At 72.4% G+C, this 23243-nt stretch carries 15 protein-coding genes; 10 read left to right on the forward strand and 5 right to left on the reverse strand.

Annotated features, from left to right (window positions below; translation table 11 throughout):
• Positions 1-103 precede the first annotated feature (103 nt).
• Positions 104-703, forward strand: a complete 600-nt coding sequence (locus tag J0911_RS10530; protein WP_207275424.1) for a pentapeptide repeat-containing protein — start codon at positions 104-106, stop codon at positions 701-703.
• Here J0911_RS10530 and hutI read toward each other — a convergent pair.
• Positions 642-1970 carry an imidazolonepropionase gene (gene hutI / locus J0911_RS10535; RefSeq protein ID WP_207275425.1) on the reverse strand — a complete coding sequence of 443 codons (1329 nt, stop codon included), beginning with the start codon at positions 1968-1970 and terminating at the stop codon, positions 642-644. The genes J0911_RS10530 and hutI overlap by 62 nt on opposite strands.
• Positions 1967-3421, reverse strand: coding sequence for an allantoate amidohydrolase (locus J0911_RS10540; protein WP_307865021.1), 1455 nt, complete (start codon positions 3419-3421; stop codon positions 1967-1969). Before J0911_RS10540 ends, hutI begins: the two co-directional genes overlap by 4 nt.
• Positions 3422-3770: 349 nt before the next feature.
• On the opposite strand from J0911_RS10540, the gene hutU reads away from it, so the two are divergent.
• From hutU to J0911_RS10560, 4 genes are all read left to right on the forward strand, one after another.
• Entirely contained in the window at positions 3771-5417 is a 1647-nt protein-coding gene (gene hutU, locus J0911_RS10545; RefSeq protein ID WP_207275426.1) for a urocanate hydratase, read from the forward strand.
• Between the two features lie 124 nt (positions 5418-5541).
• A complete protein-coding gene (locus tag J0911_RS10550) occupies positions 5542-6939 on the forward strand; it encodes a formimidoylglutamate deiminase (RefSeq protein ID WP_207275427.1) in 1398 nt (465 codons plus the stop codon).
• A 127-nt stretch (positions 6940-7066) separates the two neighbouring features.
• Positions 7067-9574 carry an esterase-like activity of phytase family protein gene (locus J0911_RS10555; RefSeq protein ID WP_307865022.1) on the forward strand — a complete coding sequence of 836 codons (2508 nt, stop codon included), beginning with the start codon at positions 7067-7069 and terminating at the stop codon, positions 9572-9574.
• Between the two features lie 174 nt (positions 9575-9748).
• Positions 9749-9937: a PspC domain-containing protein gene (locus J0911_RS10560; protein WP_192863623.1), complete on the forward strand. Its 189-nt coding sequence runs from the start codon at positions 9749-9751 to the stop codon at positions 9935-9937.
• A gap of 4 nt (positions 9938-9941) precedes the next feature.
• Here J0911_RS10560 and J0911_RS10565 read toward each other — a convergent pair whose 3' ends face one another.
• From J0911_RS10565 to J0911_RS10575, 3 genes are all read right to left on the reverse strand, one after another.
• Positions 9942-14876, reverse strand: a complete 4935-nt coding sequence (locus J0911_RS10565) for a DUF3418 domain-containing protein (RefSeq protein ID WP_372434867.1) — start codon at positions 14874-14876, stop codon at positions 9942-9944.
• An 89-nt stretch (positions 14877-14965) separates the two neighbouring features.
• On the reverse strand, positions 14966-15664 hold the full coding sequence (locus tag J0911_RS10570) for a GmrSD restriction endonuclease domain-containing protein (RefSeq protein ID WP_242636580.1): 699 nt from the start codon (positions 15662-15664) through the stop codon (positions 14966-14968).
• Positions 15665-15823: 159 nt separating this feature from the next.
• Entirely contained in the window at positions 15824-16189 is a 366-nt protein-coding gene (locus J0911_RS10575; RefSeq protein ID WP_207275430.1) for a hypothetical protein, read from the reverse strand.
• Between the two features lie 237 nt (positions 16190-16426).
• On the opposite strand from J0911_RS10575, the gene hutH reads away from it, so the two are divergent.
• From hutH to J0911_RS10600, 5 genes are all read left to right on the forward strand, one after another.
• The gene (hutH, locus tag J0911_RS10580; RefSeq protein ID WP_207275431.1) at positions 16427-18241 is read left to right on the forward strand and encodes a histidine ammonia-lyase; all 1815 of its coding nucleotides are present in this window, start codon (positions 16427-16429) and stop codon (positions 18239-18241) included.
• Positions 18242-18506: 265 nt separating this feature from the next.
• Positions 18507-20654 (forward strand): M15 family metallopeptidase, encoded by a 2148-nt coding sequence (locus J0911_RS10585; RefSeq protein WP_207275432.1) that lies wholly within the window; start codon positions 18507-18509, stop codon positions 20652-20654.
• Positions 20655-20753: 99 nt separating this feature from the next.
• Entirely contained in the window at positions 20754-21137 is a 384-nt protein-coding gene (locus tag J0911_RS10590) for a DUF2087 domain-containing protein (protein ID WP_207275433.1), read from the forward strand.
• Positions 21138-21378: 241 nt separating this feature from the next.
• Positions 21379-21753 (forward strand): STAS domain-containing protein, encoded by a 375-nt coding sequence (locus J0911_RS10595; RefSeq protein ID WP_207275434.1) that lies wholly within the window; start codon positions 21379-21381, stop codon positions 21751-21753.
• A gap of 115 nt (positions 21754-21868) precedes the next feature.
• A complete protein-coding gene (locus J0911_RS10600) occupies positions 21869-23176 on the forward strand; it encodes a D-arabinono-1,4-lactone oxidase (protein WP_207275435.1) in 1308 nt (435 codons plus the stop codon).
• The last annotated feature ends 67 nt before the right edge of the window (positions 23177-23243 follow it).

Raw genomic sequence — 23243 nt, forward strand, 5'->3', positions numbered from 1 at the left:
GCTCCCGCGGGAAGCGACCGGTGGTGAGCGGTGCACCGAGCGGTGCGCGAGAAGCCGTACGGCTCCGCCGGGGATGTCCGACAGACCGACTACGTTGGCCGGCATGAGCGAAGCGGAAGCCGGCGGGCACGTCATCGACGAGGACTGGTACGCGCGTGACCTGTCGGGCGCCGAATGGCGGGACACCACCTTCGTGGACGTCGATCTCACGGAGGCGACCGGCGTGGGCGCGACCTTCGAGGAGTGCACCTTCCGGGGCGTGAAGTTCAACGCGGCGTCGTTCACCGAGTGTGCGTTCACCGCGTGCGTCTTCGACCGCTGCAACTTCTTCGACGTGACGTTCGAGCGCTGCAAGCTGATGGGCTCCGTGTTCAGCAACTCCACGCTGGATCTGGTCAAGGCCGGACGCGGGAACTGGTCGTTCGTCGACCTGTCGCGTGCGGACGTCGGCTCCGCACGGTTCGACGGCGTCCGCTTCCGCGAGGCGAACCTCCGCGAGCTCAAGGCCCGCGGAGCCGTACTGACCGGCTGCGACCTGTCCGGTGCGGACCTGGAACTCGCCAACCTGTCCGGCGCGACGCTCCTGGGCAGCGACCTGTCCGCGATCGACCCGCGCACGGCCACGCTCGAGGGGGCGATCATCACCCCCGACCAGGCGACGACGCTCGTCGAAGCCCTCGGCCTGGTGGTGCGCCCCGCCTGACCTCCAGGCTCCACCGGCCCTCGAGCATCGTCTCGCTCACCAGTGGTACCCCGGGCCGGTACGCCAGGTGCAGGTACGACGGCGCGTCGAGCACGGCGAGGTCGGCGCGCGATCCCACCCCCAGCCACCCGATGTCGGTGCGCCGCAGCGCCGCCGCACCTCCCGCCGTCGCCGCCCGCAGCGCCTCGGCAGGCGACATCCGCATTTCCCGCACCGCCAGGGCCAGTGCGAACGGCATCGACGAGGAGAATCCCGACCCCGGGTTGCAGTCGGTCGCGATCGCGACGGTGACGCCCGCGTCGAAGAACCTGCGGGCGTCGGGGTAGGGCTGCCGCGTCGAGAACTCGATCGACGGCAGCAGCGTCGCCACGACGCCCGAGTCGGCCAGGTTCCGCAGGTCGTCGTCCGAGGCGAAGGTGCAGTGATCGGCGGACGCCGCCCCGACCTCGCACGCCACCTCGATCCCCGGCCCGTGCCGGAGCTGGTTCGCGTGGACCCGGGGGGTGAGCCCGGCGGCGGCCCCGGCACGCAGGATCGTCCGGGCGGCGTCGCCGTCGAAGGCGCCGCGCTCGCAGAACACGTCGATCCAGCGCGAGTGCGGAGCGCACGCCTCGAGCATGTCGCCCGTCACCAGGTCGACGTACTGCGCCGGATCGGCGCCCGGCGGGACGACGTGCGCCCCGAGAAACGTCGTCTCGGGCGTGAGCTCGCGCGCGATCCGCAGCGCCCGAGCCTCGTCGTCGACGTCGAGCCCGTAGCCGGACTTGATCTCGACGGTGGTCGTGCCCTGCCGCCGCATCTCGGCGACGAGCCGGCGGGCGTTGGCGCGCAACTCGTCGTCCGACGCCGCACGCGTGGCGGCGACGGTGGTCCGGATCCCGCCGGCGGTGTAGGGCCGCCCCGTCATCCGCGCCTCGAACTCGGCGGCCCGGTCCCCGGCGAAGACCAGGTGTGCGTGCGAGTCGACGAACCCCGGGATCACCGCGCGCCCGTCGAGGTCGCGGGTCTCGTCCGCCGCCGGGGCGGCCGCCGCGGGCCCGGTCCACGCGACGCGGCCGTCATCGCCGACGACGACGGCCGCGTCGCGCACGATCCCGAGCAGGTTCCCGGCGCCGCTTGCCGAGGCAGTACCTCTCGCGGCTCCCGCGCTGTTTCGCGACCGAGACTCCGCCGAAGACGTGTCCTCCCCGGCCGGGGCAAGATCCGGGGCGCCGTGAGCCGGGTCGTTCGTGACCAGCTCGCCGATGTTGGTCAGGAGGAGGCTCATCGCGCCGCCTCCCCGAGCTGTGGTGCCGCCGGCGGGTCGGTGATCAGCTCCGCGAGGACGTTCGCCAGGGCGTCCACTCCCGCGAGCGCGTCGGCCGTGGTGATCGACTCCTCGGGCGAGTGGGACACGCCCGTCTCGTTCCGCACGAAGAGCATCGCGGTCGGGATACCGGCCTGCTGGAGGATTCCGGCGTCGTGGCCGGCACCGGTCGGGATGATCGGAACGCCGGCGTTGCCGCCGGTAGCCAGGGCGCCGGCAGCCAGAGCACGTGACCGACGCCGGTCCGCCGCCTCTCGGCCGACGGCGTCCCGTTCGGCCACGCCCCGTTCCGCGATGTCGCGGTCCGACGTCGCCCCGAGCGCCGCTGCCAGCCTGCTCGTGAGGCCGCGGTCGAAGATCACCTCGCCGGAGACCGACTCCGCGGTCACGTCGAGGGTGGTCCCGTCGGCCGCCGACCGGTCGCGGGCCGCGCGCTCCACCTCGGAGAGCAGGTCCGCGAGCTCCTCGTCCGTCGATGCCCGGGCGTCCAGCCACGCGCTGACCAGCGAGGGGATCGCGTTCGTGCCGCCCGGCCGCACGTCCAGGCGGCCGAACGTCGCCCGGCGGATCGTGTCGCCGACGCCGTCGCGTGCGCGGGCCGCGGCGTCTGCCGCGAGCGAGGTGGCCGCGTACGTCAGCATGGGGTCGCGGCGGTCGGCCATGCGGGTCGCGCCGGCGTGGTCGGCGTGGCCATGGAAGTCGAACCGGTAGCGGCCGTGCGGCCAGATGGCGCTCGCGAGGCCGACCGGGGCGTCGTCGCGCAGCGCCAGGCCCCGTCCCTGCTCGCAGTGCAGCTCGACGAAACAGGAGACGCCGTCCAGCAGGCTGCCGGGGGTCGCGCCGCCGGCGCCCCGGTCGCCCGGCACGGCGGCATCGGCCCGCGCCCTGGGACCCGAGCCGGGCCGGTCCGTGTGGTCGTCACCGGCGATCACGTCACCCAGCGCGACTCCGTCGCGGTCGCGCAGCTCACGGGCGTCGGACCAGCTGAGCTGTCCGGTCGCGAGGCGCGAGCCGAGGCAGGCCAGCCCGAACCGCGATCCCTCCTCCTCGACGAACACGCCGACCCCGAGCGGGACGCGGGGCGTGACGCCCCGGTCACGCAGCACATCGATCGCGGCGAGGGACGACACGACGCCGAGTGGTCCGTCGAAGGCGCCTCCGTCGAGCACGGAGTCCAGATGCGATCCGGTGAGGACGGCGCCGGCTCGCCGATCGTCGCCCACGGGATCCCACCAGGCGATCGTGTTGCCGAAGCCGTCGGACTCGACCCTGAGCCCCCGGGCCCGTGCCGCCTGCCCGAACCAGGCCGCCGCCTCGCGTTCCGCGGTCAGGAACGGCTGCCGGAAGTATCCGCCGGTCCGGGCGGACAGTCCGAGGGGCTCCAGGTCACGCCACATCTGCTCGAAGCTCACGGCCCCATTGGAACATCCGCGGGTCTGAGGGCCGCGCCGGCGGGGGTCGTGATCACCCGCCGACGCGGCGTCCGGGGACGCACCGAGGGGCACGACACCACGAGTGGCGCGGTGCCCCTCGGGACGTGGCCGGGGAGGCGGGGGGCTCAACCCGGCCCGTCTGGGGTGCTGGCCTCACGATCCGGTACCGGGCGGTCTCGCGCTGCCAACACCGGAGACTCAATCAGCCCTCGCCACCTGCGCAAATGGGGAGATCTACCCATGCCCCGCACGGACCCGTCCGCGCGAGGCCGGCCGGCCCGCGACCGCATCACCACACGACTCGTTCCGGGACACGTAACCTCACCCCATGGACGGAGCACGCACAGTCCGCGCAACCCGCGGCACCGAACTCACCGCCCGCAGCTGGCAGACCGAGGCCCCGCTGCGGATGCTCATGAACAACCTGGACCCCGAGGTCGCGGAACGGCCCGACGACCTCGTGGTCTACGGCGGCACCGGCCGCGCCGCCCGTTCCTGGCCGGCCTACGACGCCATCGTCGGCACCCTCACCGACCTGCGCCAGGACGAGACCCTTCTGGTCCAGTCCGGCAAGCCGGTCGGCGTGCTCACCACGCACGAGTGGGCGCCGCGAGTACTCATCGCGAACTCGAACCTGGTGGGGGACTGGGCGACGTGGCCCGAGTTCCGCCGCCTCGAACGGCTCGGCCTCACGATGTACGGGCAGATGACGGCCGGATCATGGATCTACATCGGCACCCAGGGCATCGTGCAGGGCACCTACGAGACCTTCGCCGCCGTCGCCGAGAAGACGTTCGGCGGCACACTCGCCGGAACGCTTACCCTGACCGCCGGCTGCGGCGGCATGGGCGGCGCGCAGCCGCTCGCCGTCACGCTCAACGGGGGCGTGTGCCTGATCGTCGACGTCGACCCGGCGCGCCTCGCGCGGCGCGTCGAGCACCGCTACCTCGACGAGGTCGCCGACTCCGTGGACGACGGCGTCGCACGGGCGCTCGCGGCGAAGGCCGAGGGACGCGCGTACTCGGTGGGTGTGGTCGGCAATGCTGCCGACGTGTTCCCGGACCTGCTGGCCCGAGGGGCGGACATCGACATCGTCACCGACCAGACCTCGGCGCACGACCCGCTGTCGTACCTGCCCGCCGGGGTGCCCCTGGAGGACTGGGCCGCGGAGGCGGAGAAGGACCCGGCAGGTTTCACCGACCGCGCCCGCGAGTCGATGGCCCGGCACGTCGAGGCGATGGTGGGCTTCCAGGACGCCGGCGCCGAGGTGTTCGACTACGGCAACTCCATCCGCGACGAGGCCCGGCAGGGCGGCTACTCCCGTGCGTTCGACTTCCCCGGCTTCGTCCCCGCGTACATCCGGCCGCTGTTCTGCGAGGGCAAGGGCCCGTTCCGCTGGGCGGCGCTGTCCGGCGACCCGCAGGACATCGCCGTGACCGACCGCGCCATCCTCGACCTCTTTCCCGACCACGACCGCCTGCACCGCTGGATCCGCGGCGCGCAGGAGAAGATCGCGTTCCAGGGCCTGCCCGCGCGGATCTGCTGGCTCGGCTACGGCGAGCGCGACAAGGCAGGACTCGCGTTCAACGAGCTGGTCGCGTCCGGCGAGATCAGCGCTCCGCTCGCGATCGGGCGTGACCACCTCGACGCCGGGTCCGTCGCGTCGCCCTACCGTGAGACCGAGGGCATGGCCGACGGCTCCGACGCCATCGCCGACTGGCCGCTCCTCAACGCGCTGACCGCCGCGTCGTCGGGCGCCACCTGGGTGTCCCTGCACCACGGCGGGGGCGTCGGGATGGGCCGGTCCATCCACGCGGGCCAGGTCTCCGTGGCCGACGGCACGGCGCTCGCGGCCCGGAAGCTGGAGCGGGTCCTCACCAACGACCCCGCCATGGGCGTGTTGCGGCACGTCGACGCGGGCTACGACCGCGCCGTCGACGTCGCGAAGGACCGCGGCGTCCGAGTTCCGCGATAACCACAACCGAGGTAGCGGATCTCTACTTCGTTGCTTCGGCCTTGCGACCTGGCAGCACGTGAGGCCGGCCCGCCGGATGTGGTGGGTGGGCCGTCGAGACAGCAGCGTGTCGGGGAGGAGATGGATGAGCACCTGGTTCTGTGACTACGCATGGGTTGTCGGCGGTGCCGCCGAGAACGTCGTGATCCGCACCGAAGGCGGCCGGGTCACCGAGGTGGCGGCCGACGTCGTCGACCCACCCGACGGGGCGACACGACTGCGCGGCCTCACCCTGCCCGCGTTCGCCAACGGTCACTCGCATGCCTTCCACCGCGCCCTGCGCGGCAGGACGCATTCGGTGCCCGACGGCGGTCGCGGGGCCGGTTCCGGGTCCTTCTGGACATGGCGCGAGCAGATGTACCGCGTCGCCGAACGCCTCGACCCGGACTCGTACCACCGCCTCGCCCGCGCGCTGTACGCGGAGATGGTGCTCGCGGGACACGGCGTCGTCGGCGAGTTCCACTACCTGCACCACGGCCCGGGCGGCCGCCCGTACGGCGATCCGAACGCCATGGGTGAGGCGCTGATCGCGGCTGCCGACGACGCCGGGATCCGTCTGACGCTCCTCGACACGTGTTATCTCACCGCGGGAACCGCCGGCGAACCGCTCGTCGGTGTCCAGCAGCGGTTCGGTGACGCGGACGCCGACGCCTGGGCGTCCCGGGCCGAAGCCCTGGTCGCGTCCGGGACGCGTGACACCGTCCGGGTCGGCGCCGCCGTGCACTCCGTGCGGGCCGTGCCGCCGAGGGGAATCTCCGTCGTCGCCGCGTGGGCGGAGCGCCACGGCGCGCCACTGCACGTGCACCTGTCCGAACAGCCGCGGGAGAACGCCGACTGCCTCGCGGTCCATGGGCGCACCCCGACGACGCTGCTCGCCGACCACGGCGCGCTCGGTGCGCGCACCACGGCTGTCCACGCCACGCATCTGACATCCGGCGACGTGGGACATCTGGCCCGTTCGTCCACACGCGTCTGCGTCACCCGCACCACCGAGCGTGATCTGGCAGACGGGGCGCCGGCACTGGGCGAGCTGGTGGGAGCGGGGATCGGGCTGACGATCGGATCGGACAGCAACGCGATCGTCGATCCGTTCGAGGAGGTGCGTGGGCTGGAGCTCGACGAGCGGGTCCGAACCCTCGGCCGGGGACATGTCCCGACGCCCGCGCTCCTTGCCGCGGGCACCCGTGACGGTTACGCCTCGCTCGGCTGGTCGTCCGGCACCCGGACCGCAGGAGACAGCGGGATCGCTTCCGGGGACCTCGCCGACTTCACGGTGGTGTCACTGGACTCGATCCGAATGGCCGGGTGGACGCACGAGACCCTCCTCGACCACACCGTGTTCGCAGCGACCGCCGCCGACGTCACGGACGTGATCGTCAACGACCGGCAGGTGGTCCGCGGCGGCGTCCACACGTCGATGCCGGATGTCGCGTCCGACCTCCACCGGCAGCTCGCTACTATCGGGTCCCTGGGTCGATCATGACTCGTGGCCGGGCCGAAGATCGGAGTCGAGTGGACAAGGTCCTCGGTGGCGTCTCGTTCACTCGGGGGTCACCGTCCGGTCACCCGGTGGCGGCCGGGCGGCCACCCGGTCCCACCAGCCTGATTTCGTGTCTACCCAGAAACCTCACAGCCGTCGCACCTCGGCCTTCATCGCCTCCGGTGCCACGCTCGCGCTCGGCCTGACGGCGCTGGTCCCCGCGTCCGCCGCCGCTCACGGCCCGGACCGTCCCTCCGCGGTGCACTCCTTCTCCCGCCCGGCCGCCAGCTACGGCAAGGCGTTCCACCGCCTCGCCACGTACCCGGTCTTCCGGAACGCGCCGGCCGGCGTCGACCCGGCCGACGAGACCGTCGCCGAGATCTCCGACGTCAGCGAGGACGGCCGCACGGTGGTCTACACCGACGCCGCCGGCCGCCGTATCGGCTTCCTCGACATCACCGACCCCGCGCACCCGCGTGGCCTCGGCTCGCTCGGCCTCGCCGAGCTCGGCGACGCCGAGGACGAGCCGACGTCGGTCGCCGTCGTGGGCGATCATGTCCTGGTCGTCGTGAACACCTCGGAGAGCTACACCAACCCGAGCGGGCGGCTCGACGTCGTCGACCTCGCGACACGCACCAAGGTCCGCTCGATCGACCTGGGCGGTCAGCCCGACTCGATCGCCGTCACGCCCGACGGCGCGCACGCCGTCGTCGCCATCGAGAACGAGCGGGACGAGGACGTCTCCGCCGACAACGCCCCGGGCGGCGACGAGGGCGACCTCCCGCAGGCCCCGGGCGGGTTCGTGCAGATCATCGACCTCCCGGGCTCCGACCCGGCCGGCTGGTCCGCCCGTCCCGTCCCGCTCACCGCGGGCGACGGCTCCGCGCTCGCAGCTCTCGCGGGAGCCGGGCTGGACACGCCCGAGGACCCCGAGCCGGAGTACGTCGCGATCAACCCGGACGGCACCACGGCCGCAGTCTCCCTCCAGGAGAACAACGGGATCGTGCTGATCGACGTCGTCTCGGGCGAGGTGACGTCCGTGTTCTCCGCGGGGGAGCAGGCGCTCACCGGCGTCGACACGATCGAGGACGGCGCGATCGACCTCACCGGATCGCTCGGCGCGGTTCCGCGCGAGCCCGACGCGATCGCCTGGATCGACGACATCCACCTCGCCACCGCGAACGAGGGCGACTGGAAGGGCGGGACCCGCGGCTGGTCCGTCTTCGACGCCACGACCGGTGAGATCGCGTGGGACGCCGGGAACACGATGGAGCACCTCGCGGCGCGCGTCGGCCTGCACAACGACGACCGCGCCGAGAACAAGGGGGTCGAGATCGAAGGCATCGCGGTCAGCGAGCTCGGCGGGACGCGGTACGCGTTCGTCGGGTCGGAGCGGTCGAACTTCGTGGCCGTCTACGACGTGTCCGACGCCGAACGGCCGCGGTTCGTCCAGGTGCTCGCCACGACGAACGGACCGGAGGGCCTGCTGCCCGTGCCGCAGCGGAACCTGCTGGTCGTGTCGTCGGAGGAGGATTCCGCCGAGGACGGCGTCCGCTCCGCGGTCACCGTCTTCGGCCAGGGCTCGAGGTACGCCCGTGCCGCCGGGAAGGCTCGCCCCGGCACCGCGGACCTGCGGGGCTCGCTCGCCCACTCCTCGTCCGTGCAGTTCCCGTCGATCGTGTCCGACGGCGCCGCGGGGGCGGACGGTGCGTACACCTCAGGTCCCGAAGGGAACCGGCAGGTCACGTCAGGCGCTCCGATCGGCTGGACCGCGCTCGGAGCGCTCTCGGCCGACCCGGAGGACCGGCGCGGCCTGTGGACGGCGTCGGACTCGGCGAAGGTCCCGACGTCGCTCTACTCGGTGCGGACCCCGCGCCGGGGCGCTCCTGCGGTGATCGACGGGGAGATCGTCGTGACCGACGGCGGCGAGCCGGCCGAACTCGACGTCGAGGGCCTGTGGGCCCGGCCCGGCCGCGTCGGCGGCGGATTCTGGCTCGGCTCCGAGGGTGCGACCGGCGCGGAGAACGCGCTCGTGCGCGTGTCGGAGTCCGGCGAGATCGAGGAGCGTGTCGCCCTCCCCGAGGAGATCGCCGCGGGCCTCGGCGCGTGGGGGATCGAGGGAGTCGCGGGCACGGTCGACCGCCGCGGCGAGCACCTGTTCGTCGCCCTGCAGCGCGGCCTCACGTCCGACGACGGCCTGGGTGGCTACGCCCGTATCGGCCGCTACGACGTGGCGACCGCCGAGTGGACCTGGTTCGGGTACGAGCTCGAGCGGCCGACGGCCGACGGCGACTGGGTCGGTCTCTCCGAGGTGACGGTCGTCGACCGCGACACGCTCGCGGTGATCGAACGCGACAAGCTCAACGGTCCGGACGCCGCGCTCAAGGCGGTGTACACGGTCGACCTGCCGCACCGGGACCCGCGCCCCGGCAAGGTCGCGATGCTGGACAAGCAACTCGCGATCGACGTCCTGCCGCACCTGCGGGCGACCAACGGCTGGACCCAGGAGAAGCTCGAGGGCCTCACGATCGGCGGCGACGGCCACGTCTACGCCGTGACGGACAACGACGCGCTCGACGACGCCACGGGCGAGACGGTCTTCCTGGACCTGGGCAAGGCCTCGCGCATCTTCCGCTGACCGGGTGCCGGAGCCTGCGCGGTCGAGACGCGCGGGTTCCGGCATATCGGCCGCCATCCCGTCCGACGCGTCGAGGACCACCGGCGCTTCACGATCGTGGGTAGGGCCGGGATCAGGGAAGAACCGGGGGACCACCCGATACCGCCGGATCGCACGTGGCCGTAGCGTGGGGGCATGACCACGAAGACACTTTCCCGTCCCCGCCAGGGCCGCATGATCGCCGGGGTGTGCGCAGGCATCGCCCGGCGCTTCGGGTGGAACGTCACCCTGCTGCGCGTGCTGGTCGTCGCCTCGATCCTGCTGCCCGGACCGCAGGTCCTGGCCTACATCATCTTCTGGATCCTCATGCCCAACGACGACTGAGCCGTCACCACCCGGCCGGCGTGAGGACCTTCCGGATGCGCTTCTCGCTGATCGGCCCGTCCGTGCCGAGCTGCTGGGCGAACAGGCTCACCCGGAACTCCTCCAGCATCCAGCGCACCTCGGCCAGCTCCGCGGCCCGCGCCGCGTCCGGGGTCCCGGACGCGTACGCCGCGCGGGCCTTCTCCCACGCCTGCGTCACGTCGCCGACACGCCAGGCGAGATCGGCGTCGCGCCCGGGGTTCTCGCTCGCCTTCGCCAGCCGGTGTGACGCCGCGCGCACGTAGCGCACCAGGTGCGGCAGCCTGCGCGGCGGGGTCTGCGACACGAAACCGTCGTGGACCAGGCCGGCGGCGTGCTCACGCAGATCCTGGAGCACCTGGAGGAGCGCCAGGCTGGACTGGCCCCTGATCTCACCCTCCAGCGCCCGGTAGGCGGACAGCGCCGCGACCACGTGCCCGACCACCCGGTGCACCTCGTCCTCCAGATGGCGCCGCACGTGCTCCCGCGCCGCCGTGAACTCGGCTTCGCTCCGGATCGTCGCGGCGTCCGGCCCGCCCGGAGGGGTGTCGTACCGTCGCTCGGTGTCCGGAACGGTCAGGCCGACGACGGCGGCAAGTTGCAGGTCCGTGACCAGCGCGTCCGTGGTCGGATAGGGGCTGGATGCCATGGTGAGGGACTGTGTGGCCGACCAGCGCGACGTGACGCGCGCCGTCGGCAGCGCGGTAGCCCGCAGCAGCAGACGTCGGACCCCGGCGGCGTGCGCCGCGTCCCGCGCCGACTCGTCGGCGAGGATCCGCAGCGCGACGGTGGTGGCCCGCGGCTTTCCCTTCACCTTCGGCCCGCGCTCCTCGACGAGCGCGGGATACCCGTGCACGACGACGCCTGCGCCGACATCGGTGGAGACGACATCCGGCAGCACCCCACCGTCCAGCCCGTCGGGCCATCCCGCGAGGTCCTCCCGCTCGACCACCAGCGCCCCGCCCGCCGCCGGCCCCCCGGCTCCGCCGGCCCGCGCGCCAGCGTCCGGGCCGGAGCCGGCACGCCGTCCCGACCCGGCCGGTGCGTCCGTGCCGTCCCCAGACCGCTGGGGCGGAACCCCGGTACCGGAACGTTCTGTCCCGGCGGAACCACCCTGCCGGGATGAGGTGGCTGTCGGAGCGCCTGGGTCGGTGCTCGCCCGGGCCTCCGCGAGTGCCTGTCCCACAGCTCCCCGGACCGCCGAGCGAACCGCGGACTCCGCGCGCTTCGCCAGCTTCCGCTGGAGCAGGAGCAGATCCTTCGACTCGTCGAGGACGACGACGTTGGCGCCGTCCCGCCCGTCGTCCGCCGACCTGCGGCCGTGGTCGCCCGCCCCACGGCCCGCACCACGCCCGCCGCGCGAGTCCCGGCTGTCGGCGGAGCCCCGTCCACGACCCGGTTTTCCGCGCCGGCCGCCACCACCTCCGCCGTCGTCCCCGGAGCCGCGCGGCTCGAAGACGCGGAAGGTCATGCGCAGGTGGTCCGGCAGGCGTTCCACCCGGTCGGGCGTCCAGACGTCGTCCGGGACGGCGATCCCGCGGACCGCTCGCACGGCGCGCGAGAAGGCGGCGGTGAACGGCTCGGCCATGTCCCCGGCACGGGCCATGTCCTCCCAGGCGGGACACTCGGCGCGCAGCCATGCCGCGATCTCGCGTGCGCAGTCGGGTGCGGGCACGAGGTCACGTCGTACAGGTTTCGGCAGCGACTTGATCGTGGCGACGCAGAGTTCCTCGAGGAGCCCGGGAACCATCCAGTCGAACCCGTCGGGCACCACGCGCGGCAGCACCGATACCGGGATGTGCACGGTGACGCCGTCGGCCCCGGAACCGGGCGCGAACTGGTAGGTGAGCGGCAGCGACAGGTCGCCCTGGGGCCAGGCCTCGGGGAACGCGTCCGTGTCCACGGAGGCGTCCCCGACGAGCAGGTCCATCGTGAACGTCAGCAGGTCGGGCTGCTCACGACGTGCCGTGTTCCACCACTTGTCGAAGTGCGCCGCCGACACCACGTGCTCGGGCACGCGCTCGTCGTAGAACGCGAACAGGTCGTCCTCGGACGCGACGATCCCGCGCTGCCGGGTCCGTGCCTCCAGCTCGCCGGCCTCGTCGAGAAGTCTGCGGTTCTCCGCGAAGAACGTGTGGTGCGTGGTCCATTCGCCCTCGACGAGGGCGTGCCGCAGGAACATCTCCCGCGCGGCCTCGGGGTCGACGCGCGAGTACAGGACCTTGCGGTCCGCGACGATCGGCACGCCGTACAGCAGGACCTTCTCCGTGCACATCGCGGCCCCGCGCTTGGTGGACCAGTGCGGCTCGGACCAGGTGCGGCGAGCGAGCGGTCCGGCCAGTTCCTCGGCCCATTCGGGCTGGATCCGCGCGACGTCGCGGGCCCACAGGCGCGAGGTCTCGACCAGTTCGCCCGCCATGATCCACACCGGCGGTTTCTTGCTCAGCGGCGACCCGGGGAAGATCGCGAACCGTGCCCCCCGCGCTCCGATGTACTCGTTCCGCGCCTGCTTCTTCGCCCGGCGCAGCGCCCGCTCCCGCGCCTCCCCGCGCAGGTGCGCGACCGCGGAGGCCTTCACCTCGCCGGTCTCCTGCATCCCGATGTGCGACAACAGCCCGGCGAGCAAGGCACGATGAATGGTGTCACCGTCCCACTGGTGGACGATCTCGTCGTGGTCCTTGCGCGCGGGCTTGTAGGCCATGTCGATCCCGAGCGGCTTCGACATCTCCCGCAGCTGTGCGACGACGTCCTGCCACTCGCGGACGCGCAGGAAGTTCAGGTACTCCGCCTTGCACAGCCTCCGGAACGCGGAGCCCGACAGCTCGTGCTGCCGCTCGCGCACGTACTCCCACAGGTTGAGGTAGGTGAGGAAGTCCGACGACGGGTCCCGGAACCGCGCGTGCTGCTGATCCGCCTGCTCGCGCTCCTCGGCGGGCCGCTCGCGCGGGTCCTGGATGGACAGCGCCGCGGCGATGACGGCGACCTCCCGTGCGACGTCCAGCCTGTCGCCCTCGACCACCATGCGCGCCAGGCGCGGGTCCATCGGGAGCTGGGCCAGCATCCTCCCCACCCGGGTCAGCCGTGTCCGGGGCGTGGCCTGGCGCTCGCGGTCCTCGGTCCCCGGTGCGGCGTCGGCTCGGCCGTGCGCGCTCGTCCCGGCCGGACCGCCGGTCGTCTCGAGCGCTCCCAGCTCCGTGAGGAGCTGGACACCGTCGCGCACCGCGCGTGTGTCCGGTGGCTCGACGAAGGGGAAGCGTGCGACGTCGCCGGGTGATTCGGCGACCCCGACGGACACCATCTGCAGCAGCACGCTCGCCAGCGACGTGCGCAGGATCTCCGGCTCGGTGAACTCGGGGCGGCTCTCGAAGTCGTCCTCGGAGTAGAGCCGGATCGCGATGCCGTCGGCGACACGGCCGCAGCGTCCGGCGCGCTGGTTCGCGCTGGCCTGCGACACGGGCTCGATCGGTAGCCGTTGCACCTTCGTCTGCTTGGACCAGCGGCTGATGCGCGCGGTCCCGGGATCGACGACGTACCGGATCCCCGGCACGGTCAGGGACGTCTCGGCCACGTTGGTGGACAGCACGATCCGCCGGTGCGAATGGGACTGGAAAACCCGGTGCTGCTCGGCGCTGCTCAGCCGCGCGTACAGCGGCAGGATCTCCGTGTACTGCGGATGCCGTGGGTCCGTGGCGCGGTCGCGCAGGTGTCCGGTGAGGCCGTCGGCGGTGTCGTGGATCTCGCGCTCGCCGGAGAGGAACACGAGGATGTCGCCCGGACCCTCGCGCATCAGCTCGTCACAGGCCTCGATGATGCCGGTGACGAGGTCCTTCTCCTCCTTGCGGCCGGCGCCACGCCCGCCTGCGTCCCGGTCCCTGGCGCCGCCGCGGTCGACCGGGCGCATCCCTCGCCTTGTCCCGCCGCGCACGTTCCCCGTGCCCGACGGCGGTCTCCGGTCGCCTGGGGCAGATTCGGCGCCCTGGGCGCGTGGTCCGTCGTGGCCGTCGTCGGCCGAGGCGGTGCGCCGGTCCTCCGGGACGAGCGGCCTGTATCGCACCTCGACCGGATACGTCCGGCCCGACACCTCGACCACGGGCGCCTGGTCGGGCAGGACGTCGACGACTGCGGCGGGCGCGCCCCCGCGTTCCGCGAGCGCGGCGGGGGAGAAGTGGCGGGCGAACCGCTCGGAGTCGATCGTCGCGGACGTGATGATCAGCTTCAGGCCCGGACGCCGTGGAAGCAGCCGTGCGAGGTAGCCGAGCAGGAAGTCGATGTTGAGGGAGCGTTCGTGGGCCTCGTCGACGACGATCGTGTCGTACGCGAGCAGCTGCGGGTCACGCTGGATCTGGGCGAGGAGGATGCCGTCGGTCATGACCTTGACGAGCGTCTCGTCGGTCGACCGGTCGGTGAACCGCACCTGGTAGCCCACGGTGTCACCGAGATCGGTGCCGAGCTCCTCCGCGATGCGCTCGGCGACGCTGCGGGCGGCGATACGCCGGGGCTGCGTGTGCCCGATCTGGCCCGCCCGGCCGCGTCCGAGGTCGAGCAGGATCTTGGGCAGCTGCGTCGTCTTGCCCGAACCCGTCTCGCCGGCGACCACCACGACCTGGTTCTCCGCGATGGCACGGGCGATGTCGTCGCGCCGCGCGGAGACGGGAAGCTGTTCGGGGTAGGTGATCGGCGGTACGGCGACCGCTGCCCGCTTCGTGGCCGCTCGGTCCAGCTCTGCCTGCGTGATCCGCTGGGGCCGCCCCTGACGAGAGTCGGCCCGGGGACGCCCTCGCCGCTTCCCCTGCCGCCCGACGGACCTTCGCCCGGAACGATCCTGGGGGGCTTCGTCCCTGGTGGGAGCAGAGGAGGCGTCCTCGCCCGGATGCGCCGAACCGGCGTCGGACACGGTGGTGGGGGACGACTCACTGCTCACGACCCACCATTCTCTCAGCCCTCGCAAGCTCATTACGTGCGCGCGACCTGAGGGTGGTGGCCGGGCAGGCGTTCCCACCCGGCCACCGGTCAGTACGAGCAGTAGTTGAGGTAGGTCTGCGCGGCCGACTTCTCGGCGGGATCCATCGACAGGTCCCAGCGGTACTTGGTGTGGATCACCATCTTCGCGAAGGCGCACCGTTTGCTGGACAGCGGCGGTACCCACTCGGCGATGTCCTTGTCGCTCTTCGACGAGTTGACCTCGGTGGTGACGGCGATGAGCTGGGGACCGGAGAGGTCGTTCGCGAAGGCCTGGCGGCGGCTCGTGGACCACGAGCTCGCCCCGGAGTCCCAGGCCTCGGCGAGAGCCACGACGTGGTCGACGGAGATCTGTGACGGGACGGTGCGGGTCTGGCCGTCGAACTCGCTGTACCAGCTTCCGGACGTCGGGTAGCAGTCCGTGCCGACCGTGACGTTCCTGCCGTCGCGCCGCAGCACGGCCTCACGGGTGTTGCAGTTCCCGCCCTGGCTGGTCCAGTGCGGGAACAGGGAGCGGCTGTACCCGGTACGCGGGCCCTCCGCCCGGACCGTGATGGCGTTCAGCTCCGACTGGACCTGTGACTTGGAGGGCATGTCCGGCGGGTAGGCGTGGGCCGTGCCGGGCACCGTGAGTGCCGCGAGCACGAGCAGCGCGGCCGAGGCCGCGACCAGTGCGGTCCGGAGCCGGCGCGGACCGGGCTGGGTCGTAGTGTCCGAGGACGACGTCGTGGCGGGTTGGGCCTGCATCATTGAGGGTTCCCTTCCGAGAACTGTACTGGCGCTTTGCCGAGCCCTGATGCTTCCTGCAAGGTGTGTCCGCCACGTGGCGATCGGGTGAAAAACGCGAATATTCTGGATTGCCTCTGCAGGGCGCCACGGACCGGCCGGTCGTGGCGCCCTGGCAGGGGCTCACATGCCGGAGCGGCCCGCCTCCAGGCCGATCCAGAAGCCGAGGCCCACCAGGATCAGCGCGCCGACCGTCGACAGGATCGCGAGAACCAGGCCCCACTTGGCCAGGAAGAGGTCGAAACCCTCCTTGCCGGCCTTCACGACGGCGATGGCGTTCACGATCACGCCGACGAGCGGGATGTAGGCGAGGAAGAACCCCACGAGACTGAAGACGACGGTCTGCGGGTCCTCCTCCTCGACGGTGGTGGTCGCGACGTCGCTCGTCGTCGCCACCGTGACGGCGTCCGCGATCTTCTCGGCGACGGTGTCGTCCTTCGTCGTCTCGGTGGACTCGGAGGTGTTGGTCTCGGTGTCAGAGGAAGTCATGCGGAAGGTGCTCCTAGAACGGGGGACCTCGGGGGCCCTCGGGTTGGCGGCAGGACCGTTGTGTCCCATCGGTCGGCCATATTGTGATGTATCAGGTATAGGCAGCGCCAGGTTAGTACCGGCCGCGACGGAGGCGTCATCGCGAACGTCGTGGCCCCCGGCGAGCCGCGCCGTCGGGAGAGGCGACCGGACACGGCGCATGCGGCTCGGTGCAGCGGTCCGGGGCACACTGGCCTCATGACCACGTCACACGCATCGGCCCGCCCGGCGACCCCGGGTGCCGGGCCGGCGATCCCGTCGACCGTCGAACTGACCGGCGACCCGCTCACCGCCGAGCAGGTGGTGGCCGTGGCTCGCCACGGGGCTCGCCTCGTCGTCACCGACACCGCCCACGCGCGGATGGCCGCCACCCGGCAGACCATCGACGACCTCGCACACGATCCCCGGCCGCACTACGGAGTGTCCACGGGGTTCGGCGCGCTGGCCCGCACCCACATCCCGGCGGAACGACGTACCGATCTCCAGCGCAGCCTGGTGCGGTCGCACGCCGCGGGCACGGGCCCGGAGGTGGAGACCGAGGTGATCCGAGCCCTCCAGCTCCTACGGCTGAACACCCTGGTCACCGGTCGTACCGGGGTGCGTCCCGTGACGGCGCAGGCCTATGCCGACATGCTGAACGCCGGCATCACACCCGTCGTGCGGGAGTTCGGTTCGCTCGGCTGCTCCGGCGACCTGGCGCCCCTCAGTCATGTCGCCCTCGCCGCCATGGGAGAGGGAGAGGTCCGGGTCGTGCGTTCGTTCGCCGCCGGGCACGCGGGGACGGCGTCGAGGGCGTCGTCCGAGCCCGGAGCCGGGGGAGATGCCCGGGGGGACGCGGCCGGCAGCGCCATCACCGCCGTCGTCCCCGGGAAGATTCCGGCCGCGCCGCCCCGCCCTGCCGCCGAGGCCCTGGCCGAGGCGGGCATCACCCCCGTCACGCTCGCGGAGAAGGAGGGGCTGGCTCTCATCAACGGCACGGACGGCATGCTCGGCATGCTCGTGCTCGCGCTGCACGATCTGCGCAACCTCCTTGCGGTCGCCGACGTCGCGGCAGCGCTGAGCGTCGAGGCGCTGCTGGGCAGCGACGCACCGTTCGCACCGGACCTCATCGCGCTGCGACCGCACCCCGGCCAGGCAGCGTCGGCGGCGAACCTGCGCGCGCTGCTGGCGGACAGCGGCATCATGGCCAGCCACCGCGACACCTACGAGGACGGCACGCCCGTCTGCACGCGCGTGCAGGACGCCTACTCGCTGCGCTGCGCCCCCCAGGTCCACGGAGCCGCGAGGGACACGCTGGATCATGCGGCCGTGGTCGCCGACCGGGAGCTGGCCGCGGCCATCGACAACCCGGTGGTCACGCCGGACGGCCGGGTGGAGTCGTGCGGCAACTTCCACGGGGCCCCGGTCGGCTACGCGCTCGACTTCGTCGCCGTCGCGGTGGCCGACGTGGCCGGCATCTCGGAGCGCCGCACCGACCGGCACCTGGACAAGCACCGCAACGACGGGCTGCCGCCGTTCCTCGCCCACGAGGCGGGGGTCGACTCCGGGCTGATGATCGCCCAGTACACCGCGGCAGGGATCGTCAGCGAACTCAAGCGGCTGGCCGTACCCGCCAGCGTGGACTCCATCCCGAGCTCGGCGATGCAGGAGGACCACGTCTCCATGGGCTGGGCGGCGGCGCGCAAGCTGCGACGGTCCGTCGACCTGCTCGGCCGTGTGCTCGCGATCGAGATCCTGACCGCCTGCCGCGCACTCGACCTGCGGCTCGGCGAACGAGCCGCGGCCGAGGCGGACCGGCACACGGATTCCTCGCCGTCGGCGGCTCCGTCGCCGGCGTGGGGTCCTGAACGGATCGCCCCCGGCACGCGCGCGGTGTACGACGTCGTCCGGACGGTGGTGGCCGGTCCGGGCCCCGACCGTGCTCCCGCTCCTGAGATCGACGCCGTCGTCGCGCTGGTGGAGGACGGGCGGCTCGCGCGGGCCGCGGCGTCCGCCGTCGGCCCGTTGCGTTGACGTGCTCCGCCCGCAGCCGTCCTGCTCTGCTGCTCCGAGCCTTGATCGCCTCGGCAGACGATGACACGATCAGTGGCGGGGAGGGCGCCGTACGCGTCCGACCCGAACCGGACGCAGGTCCGGCCTGTGCGCGATCCGTCGGGCACCGGTCGGTGTCAGTCGTGTGTGCGAAGATGCGAGCGCGCAGTACGGAGGTCGAGGTGGCGACGGAGCCCAGCGAGCGACGCTGCCACACCGGCGATCCTTCGACCCAGGGGGTGTGTCCATGACCGGCCCGAGCGATTCCTCTCCCGAGGAGCGCACGGACGGCGCCGACGAGGCGCCTGACGACGCGCTGCCTGGAACCACGGACTCCGGGTCCGCAGAGCACGGGTCCACGGCGGCTCGGGGACGGCGTCGCGGGCTGCCGGGTGCCACGTTCGTGCGCGCACACCGCCACGGGTTGCGGCGGGTCTCGGCCGCGGTCGTGGGCGCGGCGGTCGCTGCGGCGGTGCTGTTCGGCTCCGCCGGCAGCCTGCCACCCGGTGGGGCGAACTACGCCGATGCCCCGTTGCGCTCGTATGCGCCACCCGGGGAGTCGTCCGCGATCGTGGTCTCCGGCTCGCACATCACCATGGACCAGGTCCTCGGTGTCCTGGAGCGCGCGCACCAGCTCGCCGTCGAGCAGGGCGCGTCGATGGATCCGCAGGTCGCCCAGGCGGCCGCCGAGCTCGGCATGCTCTACACGACGTACCGGGCACAGCAGGAGGCGATCCGCGCGGCGTCGGGCATCCTGGACCCGCGCGACGGATCGGTCGTGGGTCGCACGGACCGCCCGGACGAGGACGTCGCGTCCGGCGGTGAGGCCGATCCGGGGCGGAACGACGACGAGGCCGCTCGCACGGTGGACATCGGGCCGGTGACCCAGGCCTCGAGCGTCCGCGGTCCGGGTGGCGAACCGGACGACGACCTCGGGCTGGACGGCTCCGGAGAGCACGAGGCAGAGCCGCTCACGGACACGCACGACCACGCCGCGCTCGTGACGCGCGAGGATCTGGTGCTCGCGGCGCAGCGGTTGGCCCGGCTCATGGACCCGAGCACGGCGGACGCGCTCGTCGTCGCCCCGGTTCCGGCGGGTGGCGGCGGTGCGCAGAGTTCCGCGGACCCGGGCCTGCGGCAGAACCTGTTGTCGGTCGTGGACGCGTACGCCCTGTCCACGTCCGGTTTCGCGAACGGGCGTATTCCACTCACGGTGCTGTGCCCCCTCGAGTTCGCCCCGGGCCACCGCCTGCGTTGCGACGCGGCCGAGCGGCTCGCCGCGCTGAACGAGGAGTACGAGAAGCAGTTCGGCCGGAGTATTCCGATCACCGACTCCTACCGGACGTACGAGTCGCAGGTCACTCTGCGCGCGCTCAAGCCGACCCTGGCGGCGATTCCGGGCACCTCCAACCACGGATGGGGCATCGCCGTCGATCTCGGGGCTCCGATCAACTCGGGCCGCAGCGCCGAGTACGCCTGGCTCCGCGTGCACGGCCCGGACTACGGCTGGGACAACCCGGCCTGGGCACGGCTGGACGGCTCGAAGCCGGAGCCGTGGCACTTCGAGTTCTTCGCGGCCGGGATCATCCCCAACCGCGCGGTGGACGTGTCGGATATCGACACCGAGGACGATCCGCGGTACCGACCGCCGGCGAAGCCCAAGCCGGGTGACGACCTCCCCGCTGTCCCGGCGAAGGACACGAAGGACAGGGACTCGAAGGGAGGCAAGGGCGGAGCGTCGGACGACCCCGGCAAGGATCCCGGCGACGGCACGCCTCCCTCGTCCAAGCCTCCGAAGCCGACACCCAAGCCGAGCCCGACGCCCGAGCCGAGCCCGACGCCGAGCAAGCCCAAGCCGAGCCCGAGCCCCACGCCCACCCCGGAACCGACACCCACGCCGGAACCGACGCCGTCGCCGGAACCGACCCCGGAACCGACGCCGTCGCCCTCGCCCAGCGAACCGACCGATGAGCCGAGCGAGCCGGGTGATCCGAGCGACGGGCCGAGCGAACCCGCCGAGCCGGGTGGCGAGCCCGACGAGTCCTGTGAAGAGCCCGCCGACGTCTCCAGTGAGCCGGGCGGCGACACGGCCGGGCGGTCCGCCACCGGCTCGGGCGGCGAGGCGACCGCGAGCGACGACGCGGGAGCCGCGGACGAGAGCACGGGCGAGGAATCGGCCTGTGCCACCGGCGGCGAAGGCGAGCCGGAGGAACCGTCGTCATCCCGGTCCTCGGAAGGTTCGTCGGCACGGACGGACGCGATGGCAGGCGTCGTCGGCTCGACGACGACGATGGCCCTCGCTCGCCGGAGGAACGAGGACGGTCAGGACCTGGACGACGGCGACGCCGACGACGGGCATCCGGATGCCGAGGGTGTCGGGAGCGGCAGCGCATGACGGCTTCCACGTCCTGAAGCCCCGCCGGGCGGTGCGGTCGAGACGCCGTGCCGGCCAGGAGACCCCAGGGATCCACGCGCAGGCCCTACAGTGCAGACGATGAGTGCTGACCCTGACGCCGCCGGGAGGCCCGCCGCGGACGACCCCCGGCGCTTCCTGCGCGACGGCCGCCTCGAGATCCTTCCGCGCCGCCGGCGTGACAAGATCGCGGTCACGCGGTACATCGCGACGCAGGTCCTTCCGCTTCTCCTGGAGCCGGTCGGAGAGCGCGAGCTCACCGAGCGCCTGTCGGGCCTCGCGTACGATCCGGTCGGGATGCGCAGGGCGATGGTCGACCTCGGAGTCGTGACGCGGACGCGGGACGGCTCCGAGTACTGGCGGACGGAGCGCACGGAGTTCGACGACGATCAGGCGGCCGAGGCGCTCTCCCTGGCCACCGAGGTTCTCGAGCGAGAACTTGACCAAAATCCGCACGAGTCATGAGGAATGAGGAGAAGAGTGGACCGAGCGGGAACTGTCGTCCCGCGTGGCTCGTTGGCGGGGTGTCACGTGATCTTGACTTCGCGCAACGTGAACGTAACCGGTCAGGACTGGACTCTTCGGCTCGTTGGGTGAAGACTCGATCCCAGTCGGATTTCCTGCCCTGCGCTTCACGGTGAGGTGAACATGCGCCAAGGGCACGTCAAATATCGGTCGAAGCATTGACAACGGAGTGTACGAAGACATGGACCCTCTCCCGAGCTCTTCCGACCCCGCAGCAGAGCCAGGAACACCCGGCTCCGGGATCACCTGCCGACACGTGTACGAGGGCTCGATCCTCACCCTGTGGGGTGAGGTCGACGCTCAGCTCCGGGCGGCCGCGAGTCAGGCGATGGCCTCTCTCGCCTCCCGACCCGACCCCGCACCGGTCATCGTCGACGCGCGCGACGTGACCTTCATCGACTCCTCCGGAGTCGCGTTCATCCTTCAGGTCTTCGTGCTCGGTGAGGAGACAGGGTCGACGGTGACCCTGCGCGAACCGTCTGCGGAGGTCATGCGCGTGCTGGACATGGTCGGGATCTCGGAACGGCTCCTCGTGGAGGAGAAGGCGACCGCCTGACCGCTCTCGGACCGAGAGGTCGGGCAGTGCAGCCGCCGACCATCACGCCGACCATCGGGGCGACGGGGATGAGACCGATTCCGGCGCGTGGGTGGTGCGGTGGCACTCTGTGGTCGTGAGCAACGACGTCAGAGTGAACTGGGCAGGCAATCTCACCTATTCGGCAGGTGCGGTCGCTCGTCCGAGCACACCGCAGGAACTCTCGGAACTGGTCGCCGGCGCGGACCGGGTGAAGGCGCTCGGTTCCCGGCACTCGTTCTGCGATGTCGCGGACACCACCGGTACGCACGTCCTGCTCGACGCGTACGACGACGGCCGTCCCGCGGTCGCCGTCGACCCCGGGAGCGGCGTCGCGTCCCTGCGTGCCGGCCTGCTGTACGGCCAGGCGGGTGCGGCGCTCCTGGACCAGGGCCGTGCCCTGCGAACGATGGCGTCGCTCCCGCACATCTCGCTGGCCGGCGCCGTCGCCACGGCGACCCACGGCTCCGGTGACACGAACGGCTGCCTGGCGCGCGACGTCGTCGGGGTGGAGATCGTCACCGCCGACGGCGGGACGCGCACCTTCCGGCGTGGTGACGCCGACTTCCCGGGCGCGGTCGTCGCACTCGGGGCGCTCGGGGTGGTGACCCGCGTCGAGATGGCCACGGACCCCGCGTTCGAGGTCAGCCAGGACGTTGTCGTCGACCTGCCCTGGGAGGCACTGCTCGGCGACCTCGACGCGGTCACCGGCGCCGCGTACTCGGTCAGTGCCTTCACCCTCTGGGGCGAGGACACGGTCTCGCAGGTCTGGCTCAAGTCGCGGGCCGGCGACGCGGCGCACTCGTACGGAGCGGACGCCGCCGGCGTTTCCCGGTGGTCCGCGCGGGAGGTCCTGCTCGACCTGGGCGCGCGGGATGCACCGGGCCCGATGCATCCGCTGGCCGGGGAGGACCCGGCTGCGAGCACCGTGCAGGGGGGCGTGGCCGGTCCCGCGCACGAGCGGCTCCCGCACTTCCGCGCGGAGCACAAGCCGTCGACGGGCGCCGAACTCCAGTCCGAGTACCTGGTGCCCAGAGAGCGCGCGGCCGACGCCATCGAGGCGATGCGCGGTCTCGGCGCCGCGGTGCGTCCGCTGCTGTTCGCGAGCGAGATCCGGACCGTCGCGGGCGACGACCTCTGGCTCAGCCCGTTCGACGGCGACACCCTCGCCCTGCACTTCACGTGGAAGCCGCACGCCGACGCGGTCCGGGCCGTGCTGCACGATCTGGAGGACGCCCTGCTTCCACTGGGCGCGCGCCCCCACTGGGGCAAGATCTTCGTGGCGTCACCGCGAGACGTCGCCGCGATGTTCCCTCGCTTCGCGGACTTCGCCGCCCTGGCGGACCGTCTGGACCCGCACGGCAAGTTCCGCGGCGGCTACGTCACGGAGATCCTGTCCGCGTAGCACCCGGGGACGCGATACGGCGGCGGCGGGGTGACCCCAGGACGAGGCCCCGGGTCACCCCGCCGCC

This window comes from Myceligenerans salitolerans (assembly GCF_017349295.1).
Taxonomy (GTDB): Bacteria; Actinomycetota; Actinomycetes; order Actinomycetales; family Cellulomonadaceae; genus Myceligenerans; species Myceligenerans salitolerans.

Excerpts from the sequence above, each read along its gene's own strand:
- J0911_RS10530 (WP_207275424.1), top strand. The coding sequence starts at position 104 with ATGAGCGAAGCGGAAGCCGGCGGGCACGTCATCGACGAGGACTGGTAC.
- hutI (WP_207275425.1), bottom strand. The coding sequence starts at position 1,970 with ATGAGCCTCCTCCTGACCAACATCGGCGAGCTGGTCACGAACGACCCG.
- hutU (WP_207275426.1), top strand. The coding sequence starts at position 3,771 with ATGGACGGAGCACGCACAGTCCGCGCAACCCGCGGCACCGAACTCACC.
- J0911_RS10550 (WP_207275427.1), top strand. The coding sequence starts at position 5,542 with ATGAGCACCTGGTTCTGTGACTACGCATGGGTTGTCGGCGGTGCCGCC.
- J0911_RS10560 (WP_192863623.1), top strand. The coding sequence starts at position 9,749 with ATGACCACGAAGACACTTTCCCGTCCCCGCCAGGGCCGCATGATCGCC.
- J0911_RS10570 (WP_242636580.1), bottom strand. The coding sequence starts at position 15,664 with ATGATGCAGGCCCAACCCGCCACGACGTCGTCCTCGGACACTACGACC.
- J0911_RS10575 (WP_207275430.1), bottom strand. The coding sequence starts at position 16,189 with ATGACTTCCTCTGACACCGAGACCAACACCTCCGAGTCCACCGAGACG.
- hutH (WP_207275431.1), top strand. The coding sequence starts at position 16,427 with ATGACCACGTCACACGCATCGGCCCGCCCGGCGACCCCGGGTGCCGGG.
- J0911_RS10585 (WP_207275432.1), top strand. The coding sequence starts at position 18,507 with ATGACCGGCCCGAGCGATTCCTCTCCCGAGGAGCGCACGGACGGCGCC.
- J0911_RS10590 (WP_207275433.1), top strand. The coding sequence starts at position 20,754 with ATGAGTGCTGACCCTGACGCCGCCGGGAGGCCCGCCGCGGACGACCCC.
- J0911_RS10595 (WP_207275434.1), top strand. The coding sequence starts at position 21,379 with ATGGACCCTCTCCCGAGCTCTTCCGACCCCGCAGCAGAGCCAGGAACA.